This window comes from Turicibacter sp. (assembly GCF_017941855.1).
GTDB classification, from domain to species: Bacteria; Bacillota_I; Bacilli_A; order MOL361; family Turicibacteraceae; genus Turicibacter; species Turicibacter sanguinis.
This window is the reverse complement of record NZ_JAGAVR010000051.1, coordinates 1-17,110: the sequence shown is the minus strand read 5'-3', so window position 1 is coordinate 17,110 and position 17,110 is coordinate 1. Positions and strand designations below refer to the sequence as shown.

General features: G+C 33.6%; 15 protein-coding genes. 3 read left to right on the top strand and 12 right to left on the bottom strand.

Annotation, left to right across the window (positions count from 1 at the left end):
* From J6D32_RS14110 to J6D32_RS07095, 4 genes are all read right to left on the bottom strand, one after another.
* A partial coding sequence (locus J6D32_RS14110; protein ID WP_503004036.1) for an FtsK/SpoIIIE domain-containing protein occupies positions 1 to 556 on the bottom strand: 556 nt, incomplete at its 3' end.
* A 293-nt stretch (positions 557 to 849) separates the two neighbouring features.
* Complete coding sequence (locus J6D32_RS07105; protein WP_287467469.1) at positions 850 to 1,851, bottom strand: hypothetical protein; 1,002 nt, start codon at positions 1,849 to 1,851, stop codon at positions 850 to 852.
* 85 nt (positions 1,852 to 1,936) lie between these two features.
* A complete protein-coding gene (locus J6D32_RS07100) occupies positions 1,937 to 2,140 on the bottom strand; it encodes a hypothetical protein (RefSeq protein ID WP_287467468.1) in 204 nt (67 codons plus the stop codon).
* A gap of 13 nt (positions 2,141 to 2,153) precedes the next feature.
* On the bottom strand, positions 2,154 to 3,092 hold the full coding sequence (locus J6D32_RS07095; protein ID WP_287467467.1) for a hypothetical protein: 939 nt from the start codon (positions 3,090 to 3,092) through the stop codon (positions 2,154 to 2,156).
* Positions 3,093 to 3,583: 491 nt separating this feature from the next.
* Here J6D32_RS07095 and J6D32_RS07090 point away from each other — a divergent pair, with 491 nt between their 5' ends.
* Positions 3,584 to 4,024, top strand: a complete 441-nt coding sequence (locus tag J6D32_RS07090) for a hypothetical protein (RefSeq protein ID WP_287467466.1) — start codon at positions 3,584 to 3,586, stop codon at positions 4,022 to 4,024.
* 69 nt (positions 4,025 to 4,093) lie between these two features.
* Positions 4,094 to 4,468, top strand: a complete 375-nt coding sequence (locus J6D32_RS07085) for a hypothetical protein (protein WP_287467464.1) — start codon at positions 4,094 to 4,096, stop codon at positions 4,466 to 4,468.
* Between the two features lie 604 nt (positions 4,469 to 5,072).
* On the opposite strand, the gene J6D32_RS07080 is transcribed toward J6D32_RS07085, so the two are convergent.
* From J6D32_RS07080 to J6D32_RS07070, 3 genes are all read right to left on the bottom strand, one after another.
* The gene (locus J6D32_RS07080; RefSeq protein WP_287467463.1) at positions 5,073 to 7,343 is read right to left on the bottom strand and encodes a CHC2 zinc finger domain-containing protein; all 2,271 of its coding nucleotides are present in this window, start codon (positions 7,341 to 7,343) and stop codon (positions 5,073 to 5,075) included.
* 600 nt (positions 7,344 to 7,943) lie between these two features.
* Entirely contained in the window at positions 7,944 to 8,351 is a 408-nt protein-coding gene (locus J6D32_RS07075; protein ID WP_287467462.1) for a hypothetical protein, read from the bottom strand.
* Entirely contained in the window at positions 8,341 to 9,429 is a 1,089-nt protein-coding gene (locus J6D32_RS07070) for a ParM/StbA family protein (protein WP_287467461.1), read from the bottom strand. The genes J6D32_RS07075 and J6D32_RS07070 overlap by 11 nt, the downstream gene beginning before the upstream one ends.
* Positions 9,430 to 9,814: 385 nt before the next feature.
* On the opposite strand from J6D32_RS07070, the gene J6D32_RS07065 reads away from it, so the two are divergent.
* The gene (locus J6D32_RS07065) at positions 9,815 to 10,867 is read left to right on the top strand and encodes a hypothetical protein (RefSeq protein ID WP_287467459.1); all 1,053 of its coding nucleotides are present in this window, start codon (positions 9,815 to 9,817) and stop codon (positions 10,865 to 10,867) included.
* 242 nt (positions 10,868 to 11,109) lie between these two features.
* Here J6D32_RS07065 and J6D32_RS07060 read toward each other — a convergent pair whose 3' ends face one another.
* The 5 genes from J6D32_RS07060 to J6D32_RS07040 form a co-directional block, all read right to left on the bottom strand.
* Positions 11,110 to 11,553: a hypothetical protein gene (locus J6D32_RS07060; RefSeq protein WP_287467458.1), complete on the bottom strand. Its 444-nt coding sequence runs from the start codon at positions 11,551 to 11,553 to the stop codon at positions 11,110 to 11,112.
* Positions 11,554 to 11,694: 141 nt separating this feature from the next.
* Entirely contained in the window at positions 11,695 to 11,967 is a 273-nt protein-coding gene (locus J6D32_RS07055; protein ID WP_287467457.1) for a hypothetical protein, read from the bottom strand.
* Between the two features lie 387 nt (positions 11,968 to 12,354).
* Positions 12,355 to 13,590, bottom strand: a complete 1,236-nt coding sequence (locus J6D32_RS07050; RefSeq protein WP_287467456.1) for a hypothetical protein — start codon at positions 13,588 to 13,590, stop codon at positions 12,355 to 12,357.
* A gap of 22 nt (positions 13,591 to 13,612) precedes the next feature.
* Positions 13,613 to 14,428, bottom strand: coding sequence for a hypothetical protein (locus J6D32_RS07045; protein WP_287467455.1), 816 nt, complete (start codon positions 14,426 to 14,428; stop codon positions 13,613 to 13,615).
* A 1,813-nt stretch (positions 14,429 to 16,241) separates the two neighbouring features.
* The gene (locus J6D32_RS07040; protein WP_002804229.1) at positions 16,242 to 16,910 is read right to left on the bottom strand and encodes a relaxase family protein; all 669 of its coding nucleotides are present in this window, start codon (positions 16,908 to 16,910) and stop codon (positions 16,242 to 16,244) included.
* Positions 16,911 to 17,110: the final 200 nt, after the last annotated feature.

Sequence of the window (17,110 nt, the reverse complement as noted above, 5' to 3'; positions counted from 1 at the left end):
TTTTAAAACATGAAAGCTCAACTCCTGCTTTAAAATCAAACAATGCCAACTCACAATCGGGATAATTATGAATGATTTGAAGAATGAGTGACTTGATGAAAACCGACTTCCCAAATCCTGTGACTCCAGCAATCAGCATATGTGGAACCGACTTAAAATCAACATAAACTAACTCATTTCCAGTCATTCCTATCGCCAGTTTTATTCCCTCTTTTTCTTTCGTGTCAACGAGCTGGAATGGGATTAATGTTTCAGTTTTAACCTCTTCAACTATCCTAATGCAATAATTAAAATCTTCATTTATGATAAGTACACGCCTTTTAATCGCATTCTCAATCTTCCCTTGCATTTTTTGAAGTTGCCCAAACTCAAAGCCAAAAGGAAGTTCAATATAGTAAGACTCACCCTCACAATGCTTGATATAAGCATATTTTCCATCTTTGTTTAAATTGTCTTTAAGGATTGAATTAATTAAATCTGCCTCCTTATTATTTCCACCATCTAGCCAACAACACGTCACAAAGAACGCCCCTGCTAATAACATAAATCCCAACATCCCAATCGCCCTCTCCCTTATTTTAAAGTCCTTTTAAAAATGCTTTATTATTGATGGTTTCAGACTGTACATACGCTGATTTTCAATCGTAGCCTAACAACAATCTAACCAACACTTAATCGATATTAATTTATATGTGTGTTAAGTGTTGGTTAGAACCAACACTTTTTGTTGTCCTTAAAAAAAGAAAAAAAAGAAAAGAGCGTCCCTCTTGTGTCCTATATAATACACAAACATTAACCACTCCCCTTTTTTCTTTTTTTAAAAATAAAAATAGGCTCTAGTTAATGAGCCTATTTCTTTTTGGATTTATTTTTCTCTTCCTCTTTTTCCTTAATATAATTTAAAGCATATGCAGTGAAGTATTTTGCGATTTCTTCTAACCTATCATCAAATCTAGCCGATACGGTGAAGTTGAACTTATCATTTTCTAATTGTTCCTTAACTGGTGCTTTTAAAAAGTATCGAACCGGGTGACGTTCCGCACTTTCCCTCACGATTGAGAACTTGATTAGCCCTAATTCATCACTTAGTTTTCGGTTTAATTGCTCATTTGAAACCATTAAGAGACGATTTCGCTCACGATAAAAAAGCAACATCTCTTCTTTAAGGGTGTTAGGTGATTTTAAACCATGATTTTCAACTGAGTTATAGTCATAATTAAGAATTAAATCAAACGTATCTTGGTTTAAATCTGAGTATTTAACTCCCTGCATATGCTTAATTTTCTTAGTTTTCTTATCAAAAGTAGCAAACTGGTTCTTTACTAAAAACTCATTTTTAAGTGCGGTGAGAACGTGATGTGGTAGCTGATTAACCTCTTCGTTCTCGATTGTAACGACACTCAATGACTCAGTAATCTTTAGATGTTTAAGGATAAACTCATAGAATGACTGGCGATTAATAAACATCCTTTTAAAATGAAGTGCATATTCGGCTTCTTCTGAACCAATCTTATACTTTTTGCAAATCTTAGCCACAAAATCTGCTGATTCGGTCAACTTCAAGGCATATCCAACTACGCCTTGTGGCACGATAAAGTAATCAAATTCCTCTCTAAAGTTGTTTAAAAGCCAATCTCTATCAACATCTAATAACTCTAACGCTTCAAGCGAAGTCATGTCGTAGCCACTATTTAACTTATCTAAAAAAATCTTTGAAAGCCTATCGTAATCTTTAACCGTAACGGTTTTAACATTGCCATTCTTATCCCTAACGATGTTCCCGTCATCATCTCTAACAACCTCTATTTTGGTTAAAATGTGCTTAGGAAAAAATTCATCTGTCCTATTCATGAGAAAAGAACCTCCTTTGTGTCCTATATAATACACAAGTATATCTGTTTTCTTTTTTTTAAACAATAATAAAAGGAGATAGAAATTAATCCATCTCTCTTAAGTCGTTAAATTCCACGTAATCACTGTTCGCTAGACATTTAGCAAATGTCGTTTCTGTTAGGAAGTTAATAGATTTAACAATCTCGATTTTCTCCTTAGCGTCAATCGTGTCGTCAAGCAACTGGTTTATTAACTCCTCATATTCTGCTCTGATTTTATCTTTGTTGATTGGGATTGGTGTGTTCATTTTAATCTTCCTTTTACTTTTTTAAGAATGTCGTTTTAGCGGATTCGGATAAGGCAAACATACATAAGTTGATGACCTCTGATTTCGTAAACATGGAGAAGTTATCGCATAAGATGTCTAAATTATCACTTGCCGTCTGTGATAGCTTCAAGTTAAGTTGTTTTTTCAGAGGCGGGAATTTAGGTTTTTCAACTTCTTCTCCATTATCTAATTTTTGTTGATATTCCGCTAGTTCTTTCTTGCGTCTAGCTTCTTCTTTTTTTAGCGATGATTTATCTTCATTAATTAAATTCAGGAAATTCATAAACACGTTTGACTCCATTATGTAACTTTTATATGAGCATGTTAATTGAATCGCTGCATCTATTAATTTGTAATTATATACGTGGTTAAATGCTTCTTCTATCAGACTAAAATCTTTAACAACTGAAGGTAGTAAGTAAACGCCAGTTCCAGTCGTTTTATCTTTTGACGAATAGAATAATTTATCTGTAATTTCGTTTCCAGTCGAAGAAATTAATCGCAACGGATTTATCTTTATGTTTTCCTCAAACTCCGCTTTAGTTCGTTCTTCCTCGATTTCCTTTTTAGTTCTGCGTGGTTTTTTACTAGGCGTTTCAGTTTTAGTTGTTGCAACTTTGGGTGTTTCAACTTTCTTCTTTTCTTCTTTTACTGGCTCATTTTTAGCAACTTTAACTTCTTGTTTTTCACTTTTTGGTTTCTTGTTTTCTTTATTAGTTTTCTTCGTATCACGATTTAACTCATAAAGTTTAGTGGTTGGATTCGATTTGTATCCACTGTCTTTTATCTTCGCATATAGCTCTCGGTACTTATCAGTTACGTCTTTTGGACTGGCTTCGTTGCCCATTAATTTTCTAACAACTTTCTTTAAAGTATCGCACTTAGGGTCTGATAACAGCGTATTTATCTGGTCTATATCTTTCTGTGTCAATGTTTCCTTTTCTAATATGTTCAATCCTGCACCTCCGTTTTAAAACAATTAATTATATTTATAATTATATCACGATTGCCACCTATAAAAATAGTTTTATCTATTTGGGAATTTTTATTCAATGTTTTTATATAAAAATAAAAATGTTTGATAGACATTAAGTTTATGTTTATTTACCGTATATAAATGTTTTAATTTAAGATAATAAGTATATTAAAACATTCAATTATTGCTTATTAAACATTACGTTTCAAGAAGTAAAGCAAACTTCCATAAATAAGTGATTTAGGAGCAGGGAATAATCTCTATATCTTGAATCGTGAGAGAATAGTGTTGAAAAGCTCAGAATCGCCCTAGAAACGACGATAGGCGGTAAGGTGATAAATAATACTAGAATCTCAAAAAGAACGCCTAAAACGGCTTAAAATCGCTCATTTTGATTGCGAATGCCTAAAATTCTGTTATTATGAATGAAAAAGGAAGTGATTGAGTTGAAATTACTGATAGATAAAGAGGCTAGTCTTGAATTGTTTGAAAAGAATAAAGAGATTGTTGAGCAGAAATACTGTTACAACAATACATTTAACTTGCTATCGCATGATGATGACGTTCTCACTAACGTTGCAACAGGCAAATGGAAGATAGCTTATTGTTTCTTTCGTGTTTTTGACAAGCAGGATGTATATGTTCGTCACGCTTGTTTTTATGATGTAGAACGCCACGTCATGATTGATGCTACCGCTACCCTATTAAGCTCATTTCATGAACGTAGCAACATCGAATATAAAATCATCAAGTTAATGGATTATCACGAATACATCGACGCACTTAAAAAGTATCACCTAGAACCAGCACTAGTAGAATACCTAGACATTGAAACTGAAACAATTAGAACTGAACTAATCAATGACGGATGTATGGCGTTGGATTAATCTCAAATAAAAAAATCACCTTATTTTTATCGAACAAATGTTCATAATTTTAATGAGGTGATTTTTATTATGCAAATCTACAAAGCCAACGTATCAAAGTCCATAGAACTGCAACAAAGAACTTGTATTTGGTTAGAAAATAATAAAAGTTTTGAAAATGTGTATCAGGCATTAATGCATAATAACGAACTGTCGTTGAAACTGTTTCATGAAGAAATTTTAATTGCTGTTGGATTTACGACTGGCAGTAGACGACGTTATTTTAACCGCCACTGTTTTTTTATTGAAGATAATGAAGTGATTGACGTCACATTTGATAGCACTCATTCATTAGAACTCAGAGAATATACGGTCATTAGGACTTACACATTTACAAAGTATTTGGATGCCATTGCTTATGAATCTAATAAACCAGTTAATGAAATAAACTTTAAGTTTATCTAATAACTTTAGTTTAAAAAATACCCAAAATTGCGCTCTCAGAAGTGCCTCAAGCCCAAGAAGAACTTGGAGTTTTAAGAAGTTTGTGGATGGTACAATAATAAAGAGAATATATATATACTTTCTTTATTATTGTATCATCGACAACTCACTCAAAAACATGATAACACCAACGGTTATGAGCATTTTTGCGAAGTCATTTTGGGTATTTTTAAACGACACGAAATAAAAGTTAAGATTACACCTAATCTTAGAACGATAAGCAAATTCACTTATCTTAGCCTTAAAACTTTTATTTAGTGTCACGATTGAACATCCATCTCCGAGAACAGCACTGTTAACCATGAATCTAACAACCAACTAAAGTTGAGCCTAAATATCAAAGGGGGGAAATTTTCTATTTTGAAAGTGCCTCAACCCTTAGTTCTTCTTGGGCTGAGAGGCTGTTCAATCGCCATAGGACCATTATTAAGTCTTTGTTCTTAATAACGGTCCCACAGAATTTGAAACGGCTGAAACCATTGATACGACGACGTTTGAAGGGTGTCGAGTGAACAAAATTTCCCCCCTTTTTGTGTGAATTATAAAAAAAGTAGTCTTTGAGAGACTACTTCGCAATTACGCGTGAATTTGATTTATATTTTTCGGATATATCGTAAATTTCACGAGTATTTTTGTTTACTGAGATGATTTGGAATCCATTTTTCTCAAAAAAGCCAGGAAATAAAGTTTTCGCTAAAACTTCCTTATCTTTTTTCTTGAAATATTTATTTTTCACATCAATTTGAGCGATTAATTCCGCTTCTGTGAAATAACGTCGTTTAACTAAAATTTTATTTACCGCTTTTTCTGTTTCAGTGATAAATCTATTATCTCTCTTGTTTAAAGTTAAATTTTCTTCGCCTGTTTGAATATAAACTTCTTTAGCTTTATCAAGAGATAATAAATATGCTAGTTGTTTTGCATTGAATGTTGAGACTTTACACCCATGTTCAACGAAAAATTTCATTCGTCGTTCAGCTTCTTTCCACGTAAAACTATTGATAGGTTTAAATTCATAATAAGATGTGTGGGCAATAGAGATGTCTTCAATTTCTTTGTTTGAATTCTTATTTTTAAGTTTTCGTTTATAGTTTATTTCATCTTCAATCTCTTTTTTAGAAGCTAATAAATCTTTTTTTACACCGTCATTCAGTTCTTCAAAATGAACTTTCTCTAAGAATCCTAAGAATACTAGAACATTAACTTTGTTTGCACAATTTCCCTCACTTCTAACACCTATTATTCCTTGCCCGTTAAGGTACGTATATAGTGACCTGCGTGAAACAGAAATAACCGCACCATCACCAGTTATTTTAACTGGCTTTTTAGGAGCAAAATAAAAGGCTAACTGTAAGAACCCAAACATAAAAACAAATAAATTATGTCGGTGCATCCACATGGTTAAGTCATCTAACGACTCTCTGTTTATAATTTTACCCTCATTATCCACTCTTGGTTGCTTACCAGTCAGGAAGTTTTGAAAATGTACCAATTGTAGGTAAACTTGGTCTTGATACTTATTTCCTAGCGTAATCCCCATAACCTCTAAAATGACACGGATTGTTTCATAATAGTTGTTAGATACTCCATGTTCATTCATTAGTTTTCTTAAGAACCCCATTGTGTCTAGTGTTTCTGTACAATCCGTAAAACACTTAAACATAATATTTCCTTTACGTGCTGAGAATAATGAAGCTGACGGGGTTGTATCAACGTGGAACGGGCACAAAAACCTCTCCCCTACTTTTACGCCAATAATGTCATCTAAATCTAATTTATGAATAAATTCTTCTGCTTCAGTGAAATCTAATTGCTCAATTCCATCTTTGTTTAGAGACTTTAGATTAGCCAACACAACATCTAAAAAGTCGCTATTAGTTAAGTCTGCTACGGTTGATTTTGTATCCTGCGTCACTTCACCTGTTTTATCGTCGACTTTAGTTTTTCTACGCTTAGTTGCCTCACGCTTTTCAGATTCTAAAATTTCAAGTTCTTTCTCTAACTTTGAAGCAAATACAATATTTTCACGCCACGCAACCACGTTATGTTTGTCTTGGGTGTGTTTAGACATGAATGCATTGTATTCTTCCTTTGAAATTAACTGATTGTTAAAGGCTTTTTTAACGATATTTCCTCGTTTTAAACGTCTGCTATTCGCTAATGCGACACGTTCTAAGACTTGTTGTGAATGGTTTACTAGTGCTTGATTGTTTAATAAGTCAAAAGGATTAAAATAAGTATTCTCTGTAAAAATTAACTTTGAACCACTATAAAACACTCGACTCTCATTAATACAGCTTTTATCAACTAACTCTGTTTCACAATCAGATAACCCATCCCAGAACGGTAGGTTTAGAATGGTGTTCATTGTTCTAAGTTGAGAAAACTCTACGTTAGCGTTAGCGAAAAAATAAACACGATAACGTCTATCTCCCTCTTTTGATGAATGAGTTTCATGAATAACCGCAGGTTTCACGATGCTTTTGTTTAAAATATCTTCTACACTAAAGTTTCCGTGGTCGATGTCGATTCCAAAGACGTTAGCGTGTAAAGCTGACTTATCTTGAAATGACGGTCTTTTCCCCTCGATATACTCAGGATTTCCATTCTTATCAAATGTTCCAGTCGGAACAACCTCAAACGTGCAGACAGCATAGTGAATACTATGCCCTGTCGTCATCAACTCCCCTAGTAGCTGAGGTGTAACCTCTTTAATGACCGAGTTCTTCTTCATTTGGATTTGTCGTACATCAAAATCCTTTGGTTTTGAATGAACTAAATGCTTATCGCATAACGTTACTTCGTTTTTAAAATTGCCAATTTCATTATTTTGCATAAAAAATGCCCCCTATATATCCGACAAAAGCCAAAAAATGGATAAACAGAGGGACTCACTTCGCCTATTTTTAAAAAAAAGTAAGACTTTATTAGATTATGTCGTTTAAAATATTGATATTCACGACAAAATTTTATACAATAGTCATATCAATTTATTTAAAATAAGATTGAAGTGAATCACTTCTGTTTTGAAAAAGACGAGTACAACTTTGGCGAGATGGGCTCGTCTTTTTGCGTTTTATCGGAAAGTTTTTTAATTTTATACATTCATAATACCAAACTCCAAATCACATTATCAATATTTTTAACGCACGGACTATTCAATTATTAATATAAAACTTCAATTTAATAGAAAACGATAAGAAACCTCGAAGAACTGAGGTTTCTTTTTTTATGTTTTAAAGCCAATTTTAAGCCGTTTTAAGCCTATCTGTTAGGTAATCTTGATATTTAATTGTGCTAAAAAGAAAAAGCCCATATAGGGCTTTAAAAGTTATTAGATTGATTGTAGTTCCTCGTCGTCAATCTCTATTGTCATGATGTATTCAACCATTTCTTCCAAAGTTAATGTGTTAATATCTTTCATTTATTTTTCCTCCTATAAATCGTCCATATCATCTGAAAATTGTTGTTTTAACAATTCCATGTCGTCCGCAATTTGTAAAATGTTACTAGATTCTTCTACCTCTTCAACAACGTCTTTAACTTCATTTTTTTCCATATTATCAATTTTAAATGAATGGTTCTCTATAAAAGTTTTTAAAGACTTAATTTCATTTAATAATTCTTCATTCGTAATGTTTGAAGTATCTGAATGGCTTGTTGTATCAGTATTTTGACGCTCATAAGCCTCTCTGATTAAGGTAATAATGAATTTATTTCGTTTCATGTCTTGAGAATTTACAAACTCAAATAAATCCTCTTCGCTTGGTGCGAAATAAAGTGATGTACGCCACCCTTGAGCGTCATCACTTATTTTTTTATTATCTTTTTTATTAAGAGACAAGTTTACTCAACTCCTTGATTAGTGCCCCTTTGCAGTTATCAAAGCGTGGGTCTGCCGAGAAGTATACACTATATCCATTCTTTTTGTCATCTCCACCATCAAGCTCATAAACCTCTTGAAGTTGTTTTCTTAGCACAACAGATGCTCCACCAGTAAAAAGAATATCTGTGTTATTCTTGCTCACTTGTAAAGTTTTAGTTGTTCTAAGGATGTTTTTAGCAACATCTAAAGCGTATGGAGCGAATTGTTCAATTAATTCATCACGAGTGATATTTTTTAATGTAGTTTTTCCGACTAGAACAGACTCGATTAACCCAACTGTAAAGTCATCACCAGTACGAACAGACAGTTCTGAGGCAAATTTAGCAAGTTCAGAGTGGATTCCTGCTCTACCTACTGTGTTTTTCCCTTTAACTGGAACGATTTTGTTGTTAAAAAGAACATGAGTATCATTACGGCTACCGCAATCGATAACTAAAACATTGTGCATTTCATCATTTTGATTGATTAACTGGTTGTTACGAATGATTGCTCCTTGAGATTCGTAGAAAACAGACGCATTAACGATATGGAATTTAACCTTGTTTTTGTTGATTGTTAATGTAATTTCTTTATTTTCGTATTTTTCAACGTATTTTTGCTTAGTAAGTTTATCTCTGAATTCATGTAAAGGAACGTTGACCGTTAAAGAGATTTTGTGAGTGATAAGTTCCATCTCTTTCCCTTGTTCAGTTTCAACTTCTTGAGTTAATTCTAAATCTAAATGTTGAGTTAAAACTCGTGCGATAGCTGTATAAATACAAATCTCATGCTTCTCCATTAACTTCGTACTGTCACTATCAATCACAACATTTCCTTCTCTGTCACCAACGAAGTATCTTTTAGTTTTATCATTACCTAAATCAAGAACAACGTCATCACAAGAACCTTTAATTTCTTCATTAGGACTAGCAGATTCAATGTTTGTAATGATAACATCTGTTGCAAGTTCAGATTTTTGGTTTAAGTAGCAATACTTTGTTCCCCCTTTACCAGAATCGACTGATATATGAATTAAATCTTTACTAAATTGATACATTTCTAATCCTCCCCAGCGGTTTTTGAGATGTTTTTTTACGTACCGCTTATCTTGTGATTATATTTTAACACTTTTTTAACACTTTGTAAATATTTTTTGAACACTTTTTTAACACTTTTTGTTTTTTATTCTTCTAAAATGCCGATAAACGTTGGTATTACCATGTTTTTTAAAGTGTTAAAATTTGAACACTTTTATTTTTTGACTAAAAGTGGTCTCGGAATTGAACGAAAAACCAGTATTTTCACTAAAAACCTATCAAAATGTTCAACAAACATTTATTTTAAGTGTTTAAACATCTTTAATCAGATGTTTTTACATAAATTTTATTTTATATTTGCTAAAATTTTAATGCTAAAAAACAAATAAAAGAGACGGTGATTTTATGAGATTAATGTTTACTAGGTGTAAGGAAGTATTTAACGGAAAAAAGGATTTTATTTCTTGTTCACTGTTTCTTATGGTTGATATAGCCATTGTTGTTATGGTTATTATGCTTGTATTTAATGTGTTAGACACATCGAACAACTCAATGTATAGACGCTTATTCGGGAGCGTTAAAGGGGCTAACTACTTGCTATTGAAGACATCCAGTGACGACCTCATTCTCTTTGATACGAAAAAAGAAAAAGGGATAGATTTAGAGTTAAATGCGGACTTGGTTGTTAGCAATGAACAATCCAATACGTTTTATTTAATGGATTTTTTAACAGATAGAATTGAGATAAGGGAAATTAAAAAGTTTAAAGATAAAATAATAAATTCAAGTAACTTTCAACTTAAAACTGAAATAAATGAAAATGAAATTTCTGATTTTAGATTTGAAAACGGAAACCTTTATTTGTTAAACGATACAAAAAAAGAACTCATTAATTTAAGTTTTAATGAGCAAAAGGAAGTCAGTCGTTTAGAATTGCCATCAGACCTCATTAATTGGTTTGTATGGGACGATAAGGTATATCTCGCAACAAATAGTAAGGTTTACTCAACAAACGCCCAAAATGAGCTTAAAGAGCTGATAGAGATTGATAACATTAAAGGTATTTCAATCAATAATGGAATTTTAAGTGTTATTGAGGGTTCAGAACCGTTTCACTTCCTATATTCTTATCAGTTAGAAGATTTAGAGTTAGTTAATGCGATTGCTTTTGAGTCAGTTAACGCTCAACTTTTAAACAGTAACAGTTCAGAACCACACGTTTATTTCTCTTCGCAAAACAGTCAGGGCGGATTAATTACCCAAATGATTGATTTAGAAACAGATGAAAGCTACCTATTAGATTTAAAACTCAATGAGATTGATAGTAACCTCCACTTTAAAAGTGGTTGTGGCTACTACTTGGATAAGAACAATGAGATAGTTCTTCATGACACTGGTAACAAGACTTCCAACTTCAACGCAGGAGAAACCATTGAAACTATATATCCGTTTTACTAGACACTGATAGTGTCTTTTTATTTTGTAGTACAAAAATGTATAACAAAGTGTGAGATTAAGTGTGATAACACAAGGTATTAGGCGATTTGTCATATTTTTAAAAGCACTCGCATACGCTTTAACGACTAGCGATTTCGCATGGCGTTAAAAGTCTGAATGAATGATAGATTAAATGTCTCTTTGAGGCATTTTTTTGTTGGGGAAAATAAAAAAAAAGCGGTCTAAAAACCACTTTTTAAAAATTAAAATAATGACTCTTGGTTATTATTTAATGCTAAATTAATCTCTTCCTGCGTCATATTAAAGAACTGTTTAGCCGATAGAGCTGGAACTGTTATCCATCCGTAACGTGCCTTGACTTCAAAATAGCCGTCAATCTCAAAGAAATTAGCCTTTTTGAGTTGATTATACTGACTTTTACTTATCCCAAATCTTTCAGAATAATCGAAGAAACTGACGCAGATATACTCCTTAAATTCTTCATAGAACTCCATCACATATTCATCTGTTTCAAACAGTTTATCAAGCATATCATTTCTTTTATCTCTTGATTTAACTTTTATCCCTTTTGACTCGCAAAATTGTTTGATTTCCGAGTTCTTAATCCCTCTGTATGATAGATTATAGTAATGTCTGGATTCATTTTTCACATATTCTTCAAGACTGTTGAACTTATAAGCATCCATGCTTACCACCTCCATTTTTTATTTATTGTATGGTAGACATTAAACATGAGATTTATTTGCATTTCAAACCTTGCCAAATGGATAAAAAAATTATATAAAATAATTTTTTTATTTTTTTTAAAACAATAAAAAAAGCGGTTGTTAGACCGCTTCTCCTAAATGAATTTTCATTTTGTAACATTCACTGTAAAAGTCACTAAAGAATTTTTCATAATCAACCTCTCCACTAGCTTTAACGTATTTTCCTAGCGAAAATAAGACTAAATCATGGTTAGGAGATGTTGGAGCAAGGAAGAAGTCCTCAACGTCATAATCATACGCAAGACCAACCTCGTCTAGTTTCTCAAATGATTTAACTGATTCAAAAAATTCTTTCACATTTCCTTTGTTGATTGACTTAAAAATTAATTTCATTTAATTCATCCTTTCATTTTTAAAATTTCATTTGAAATTACTTATGATTGTTACCTCTTTATGCTACGTTTCCAACTCTTAAACTATAATTATTTCCAACTCTTACGAGCGTCGAAAAGAAATTTCTAAATCAAACTCAAAATTAACCCACCCTATGAGGTGACTTTGGTTAAAAAATCAGATTTAGGCTTTGAGGGGAGTGGGTGGAAATTGGGAGGTAGACTTTTTTTGCGAAGAAATAGCGAAATTTTAGGGCGTATTCAATGGTTTTAGTGATACGTAATCTTTTAAAAATAAGAAAAAAGCAGGTGGAAGTGGAGCAAGTAACGACAAATCAAATAATGAGATAGTCGATTATTCACTATTTCCTAACTGCTTTTTAATTTGTTATTTAGTTGAAGTAACTAAATAGTCATCTTCAATTTCCATGTTAATCGCTTCTACGGTTAGGTTAGTAGCATTATGCTGATAGATTGTTAATTTATCTTTTAGTCTATACCACTGACGATTAAAGGCATCAACTTGCTCTTGATTGAAGAAGTAAATTTTTAAATGTGTTTCAAAGTTTGCTCCGTAAACCATTATGAACGTCATGTATATTGACTCTAATAGGTTTTTAATGTAGGTGCTAGATAAACTTCTTTTTGTGTTAAACATGACTAAATCTACTCCGTCCATCCAAATCATTTCAACATATAGGTTTTGTTTTTGAAAGTGTGTGATGATTAAGCGAGGGTCAGTCGGAAGTCTTTCGTATTCGATTAATTTTTCTTCGCAGAACTGATTTTTTTTAGGCTTATGGTTGTTACCACCTTGATAGTTGTATTCAGTCTTTTTAGCAGGGTCAATGAGTGCAATGGCTTGATATTCCTTACTATTGTAGCCGTTAGTATAGTGATTTTCGTGATAATCCAGTGCCGTTTCTTCCGCTTTGCTTAATGTTATGCCTTGTTTCAGAGATTTTTTTTGACGTGCTAAATTAAAGATAGAGTAGCGTCTGATTTCTTTAAGTGTGCGGTAAACATCTTTATTCTCACCTAAACGGCTTCTTGAAAGATTAAGATAATAATGTGGTTCGTCTTTTTGTTTTAAAAGAAGTGTAGAAAAAGAATCTTCTAGGTGTTCTTTTAATGTTTCCATATTTAATTGAAATTCAGCTACCTCACTGTTAACTTCTTCAATTTGAGGAATAATGGTTTCAATCAGATAATCAATTTTCATAATATTCAGCAATTTAGGGAAGTCCGATGATGACTCTTTCACTGAAAAAGCATTTTTTGAAGACTCTAACCCCTTAACGTGCCTAACGGCAGTCTTTTTTAAAACTAACATGACGGCTTGTGTTCCACCTACGTACTGAGTTTTAACAAGACCCATTCTCTTCATATCGGGGAGAATATCATTTTGTAGTTGAGCAAGAGTCGTATAATCCATTACAACAGCTAGATAGATAAAATGTGCTTGTAGCATCATGTAATCGCCTTGTAAATTGATTAGGTTTAATAACTTATCGTATTTTTCACACGTTTTTTTACGTAAGGCACACGCTCTTTTTTTATATTTTCGTTTAGGTTTAACTTCTTCAACCTGTTCATGCTCAATCGTTTGATTTTCAATCGTCATTTTAATCACCTCATTTCTTGGATTAATATTTACGGATAGTTCCACCAAAAACTTCTGCAAAATTCTCTTTTGCGGTAATCATACTTGCGGTATAACCACGCCCAATGGCTTCTGAAAAGATTAACTCACCACTTACGGAATCAACATAAGCACCGTCACATGATGAATAATCTTTTCCTTGTTCCTTAACAAATTCACCTGAGTTTACTTTAGCAATAAACGCATTTCGCAATTCTGTTTCGGTCATCCAGCTCTCACGTTCTTCATCAGTTCTTGCTAGGTAATCACTTGCTAATTTAATATCGTGTTCTAAAGCTCTAGTTTGTGGAGTGTAAAAACCACTTAGAAACATTTCACTTCGGGCAATATTGTAGCCTTTTTGAGTCATTTCATAAGCAACAATTCGTGTTCCATCATTTTGATTTTTAAAAACTTCTTTAATAAGTCCTGATTGTCGCCATAACTTCTGACGATGATTTGATAATCCTGCTTGTTTTAATTGGTCTTTAGTCATGTGTCCAACACATTTGAACGCATGAAAAGCTGAGTAATCGCATTTTAACCAACAAGGCATTTTAAGTCCTAATTCCTTAAATTTATTTTTCTGTGCGGTTGACGTTCCTCTGTTCGTGCTAGGATTTTTACTTTTAGTAGAACTACTTGTGGTTTGAGTGGTTGAGCTACTAGCTATTTTAGAATGATTTTTTTTGCTATCAGTTTTTAGGCTAGTTGTTTCTTTTTTAGCTCCTTTTTTAGATGACGTTTTTTTACCCTTTTTTTCAGCTTTACTTTTTTCTGCTTGTTTTGTTTTCATAAAAATTCTTTTTACAAATGCCATGATTATCACCTCGATTGTTGCTACGAATGACAGAAACATCATTAGAGATTTGATTTCATTCCTACGTTAAACTTCATCCGTTGTATTCGTCGCCAAAGGCGACTGTTGAAAGCCCCTTGAGGGGTTGGGGAGAAGCCCTCTTGAGAGGGTTTGGGAGAGAAGCCTCCGATGTCGGAGGTTTGGTGGTAGAAGTCCCCAACGGGGATTTAGGGGGAACTTTTACTAAGTGAGCCTATTGGAATGCTTTTTTCCAATAGGTTTACGTGTAAAAGTTAGGCGTAAGCAAGGCGGTTCCATCAGCAAGGTTCTTAATTATTTTTGAGTGCTTTTCTCAAAAATGATTAAGGTTCTTGATGAGACAATAATTAAATTTATTCGGAGTGTTTTTATCCGAATGAATTTAATTAGGGTCACGGAACCTTAATTTTTAGTGGAGAGTAACGAAACGTCACCTTTTCAACTGCAAACTTGTTTGCTTAGTTGAATATGGTGAAAAATTAATTCTAGGGGTCTTGAAGATTTTTATTTTGGGTGCTTTTCCCAAAATGGAAATTTCAAGGCTGCTAGAAGCCCTGAGCACTTTGCAAACGGTAGATTTTTTTATTCGAGTATCTCGATAGAGATATGAAGAAGAAAAAAAGATAACGGAGCATTAGTAGCGAAGCTTACGCCTCCTTCAATTGCTAGAAACGTTGATATTATGCGATACATTGGATGAAGGAGGGGTGTTTTTTTGTGAGGAGCGCCTCCACTTTTGATTTCTATATATTAGTTGGGGGCGACGAGCAATATCAATTTTCGCTCTCAAGAGTGGAAATTGATAACGAGAGCTTTGCTCACGTTCATCTTTATTTGTGAAACGTCAATCATTTCAGCGTTAGCTGATTGTTGTTGTTAACGTCCAGTAGTGCAGCGTTTAGCTGCCATTGACACATTTATTGTAATTATTGAAATTTCGTCCAAAAATAGATTGTAAACATGACTAAACAGGAGTCAAAAGGGCTCCTTTTTTAATGGTGAATATAATTTCAGCATTCAAGACTTGCGATTAAGCAATTGTAGCAACAATCTTTTTACGTGATTAAACGGCTATTTTACTAGCGATTATGCTGACGTGTCTCTTCAACTTACTTTAATCGTGTTGTGTCAAAATTTAACCTTAACTAATTGCTAAATCAGCATTTTTAAATTCAACGACCCACGTTGAATGAGTGCAATCACAATTTGATTTGAATAAATTATTTCTAAATTTTATTCTCAAATTACAATCCATTAATTCAAGAATTGAGTTAAATATTGACGTATAGTGTTATATATTAGTAATTTATTTACTTTAATATCAAAAAAAGATAGCATAATGCTACCTTTTTAAATTAGATGAAAGTGCATCATAAATTTTTTGACCATCTGTTTTTACCATATCTCCTGTTAAATCTCCTATAGAGAAATTTTTAAACTCTAATTCCCTTAATGCAAGTAAAATACCAGAGACAATTAGTGGCTTGTCATTATCTTTTAAATTTCCATACTTCCTTAAATCTTCATTTAAAATAGAAGCATCTTTTAAAATTTCAGATGTTTCTTTCTCTTTATCAGTCGCTTCTTTTAAAATTTCTCTAATATAATATTCCTCAATATTGGCCTCATTGAAGGAAATAAATGATTCTACTTCTGGTAATTCTCTATAAACTTCTGCTTCATCACGCTCGTAAGTGTATCAGACTGCTTCTCAAGAAGCTTTGTAGCCCTCTGTATAGCCTCTATATTCGCCTGTAACGCCTTTCTAACCTCTTGGACGGTGTTTTCCTTAACCTCATCTTTCAGGCTCCCAATCTCGCCCGATATAGCGTCTTGAAGCAATTCGTTGCTGTTCTTCAGCAGCTCTACGCTCTGCTTCAGCTCGCTGATGAGCTTCCTGTTCTGCTCTGCGTCTCTCTGCCTGTTCTGCTCTGCCCTCACTTGTTCTTGATTTGACTGCTTCATCAATTCCTCGCAGTTCTCGCTCGACATCGCCAACGCTTCTTTGAGCAGACTGTTTTCCAGCTCTGTCCGGCTCTGTCGGTTTAACTCTTGAAGCTGCTCTCTTGGACTGCTCTGCTTCTGCTGTTCGTGCATTTCTCTCAAACTCATGCTCCATACTCTCCTTTCCAAAATCCATATTGTAGTATTTTTCCAGCTTGTTATCCCTGATTTTACAAGCCTTTTCTCCTGCCTGTTCCCTGGCTAAGTCGGTATATGTGATGTACTTGTGGCTGTCCTGCCAGTCCACCCCGTACCCTCTTTCATTCATCAGCCGGATAAAGGTTTCCCGGCTGGTCGCTGTTTCCTTACAATCCAGCACCGCAAGGGCAATATCCTGCACATAGCTTTTGACCTTTCCCTGCTCTGCCTGTTTCAAAAGCTGGTAGGTGTCTTTGCTCCATGCCACCGTTTCTTCCCGGACTTCTCCAGCAAATGTCTTTCCTTTCTCCGGCACATGCAAGCCCTGTTCCCAGCTCTGCTCGTTGCACCGTTCCTTTAAGTCTTTAAGGTCGTGCTTACTCAGAGGGTAATTTAGGGTATAACAAAATAACCCACCCGAATATCGTTTTTTTTATTTGGTGAGTTTGTTCTTTCAAATACGAAACAAAAAGAGCCGATGATTCGTGAATTGTTCCACAATTTCATCGGCTCTGCGTCTTA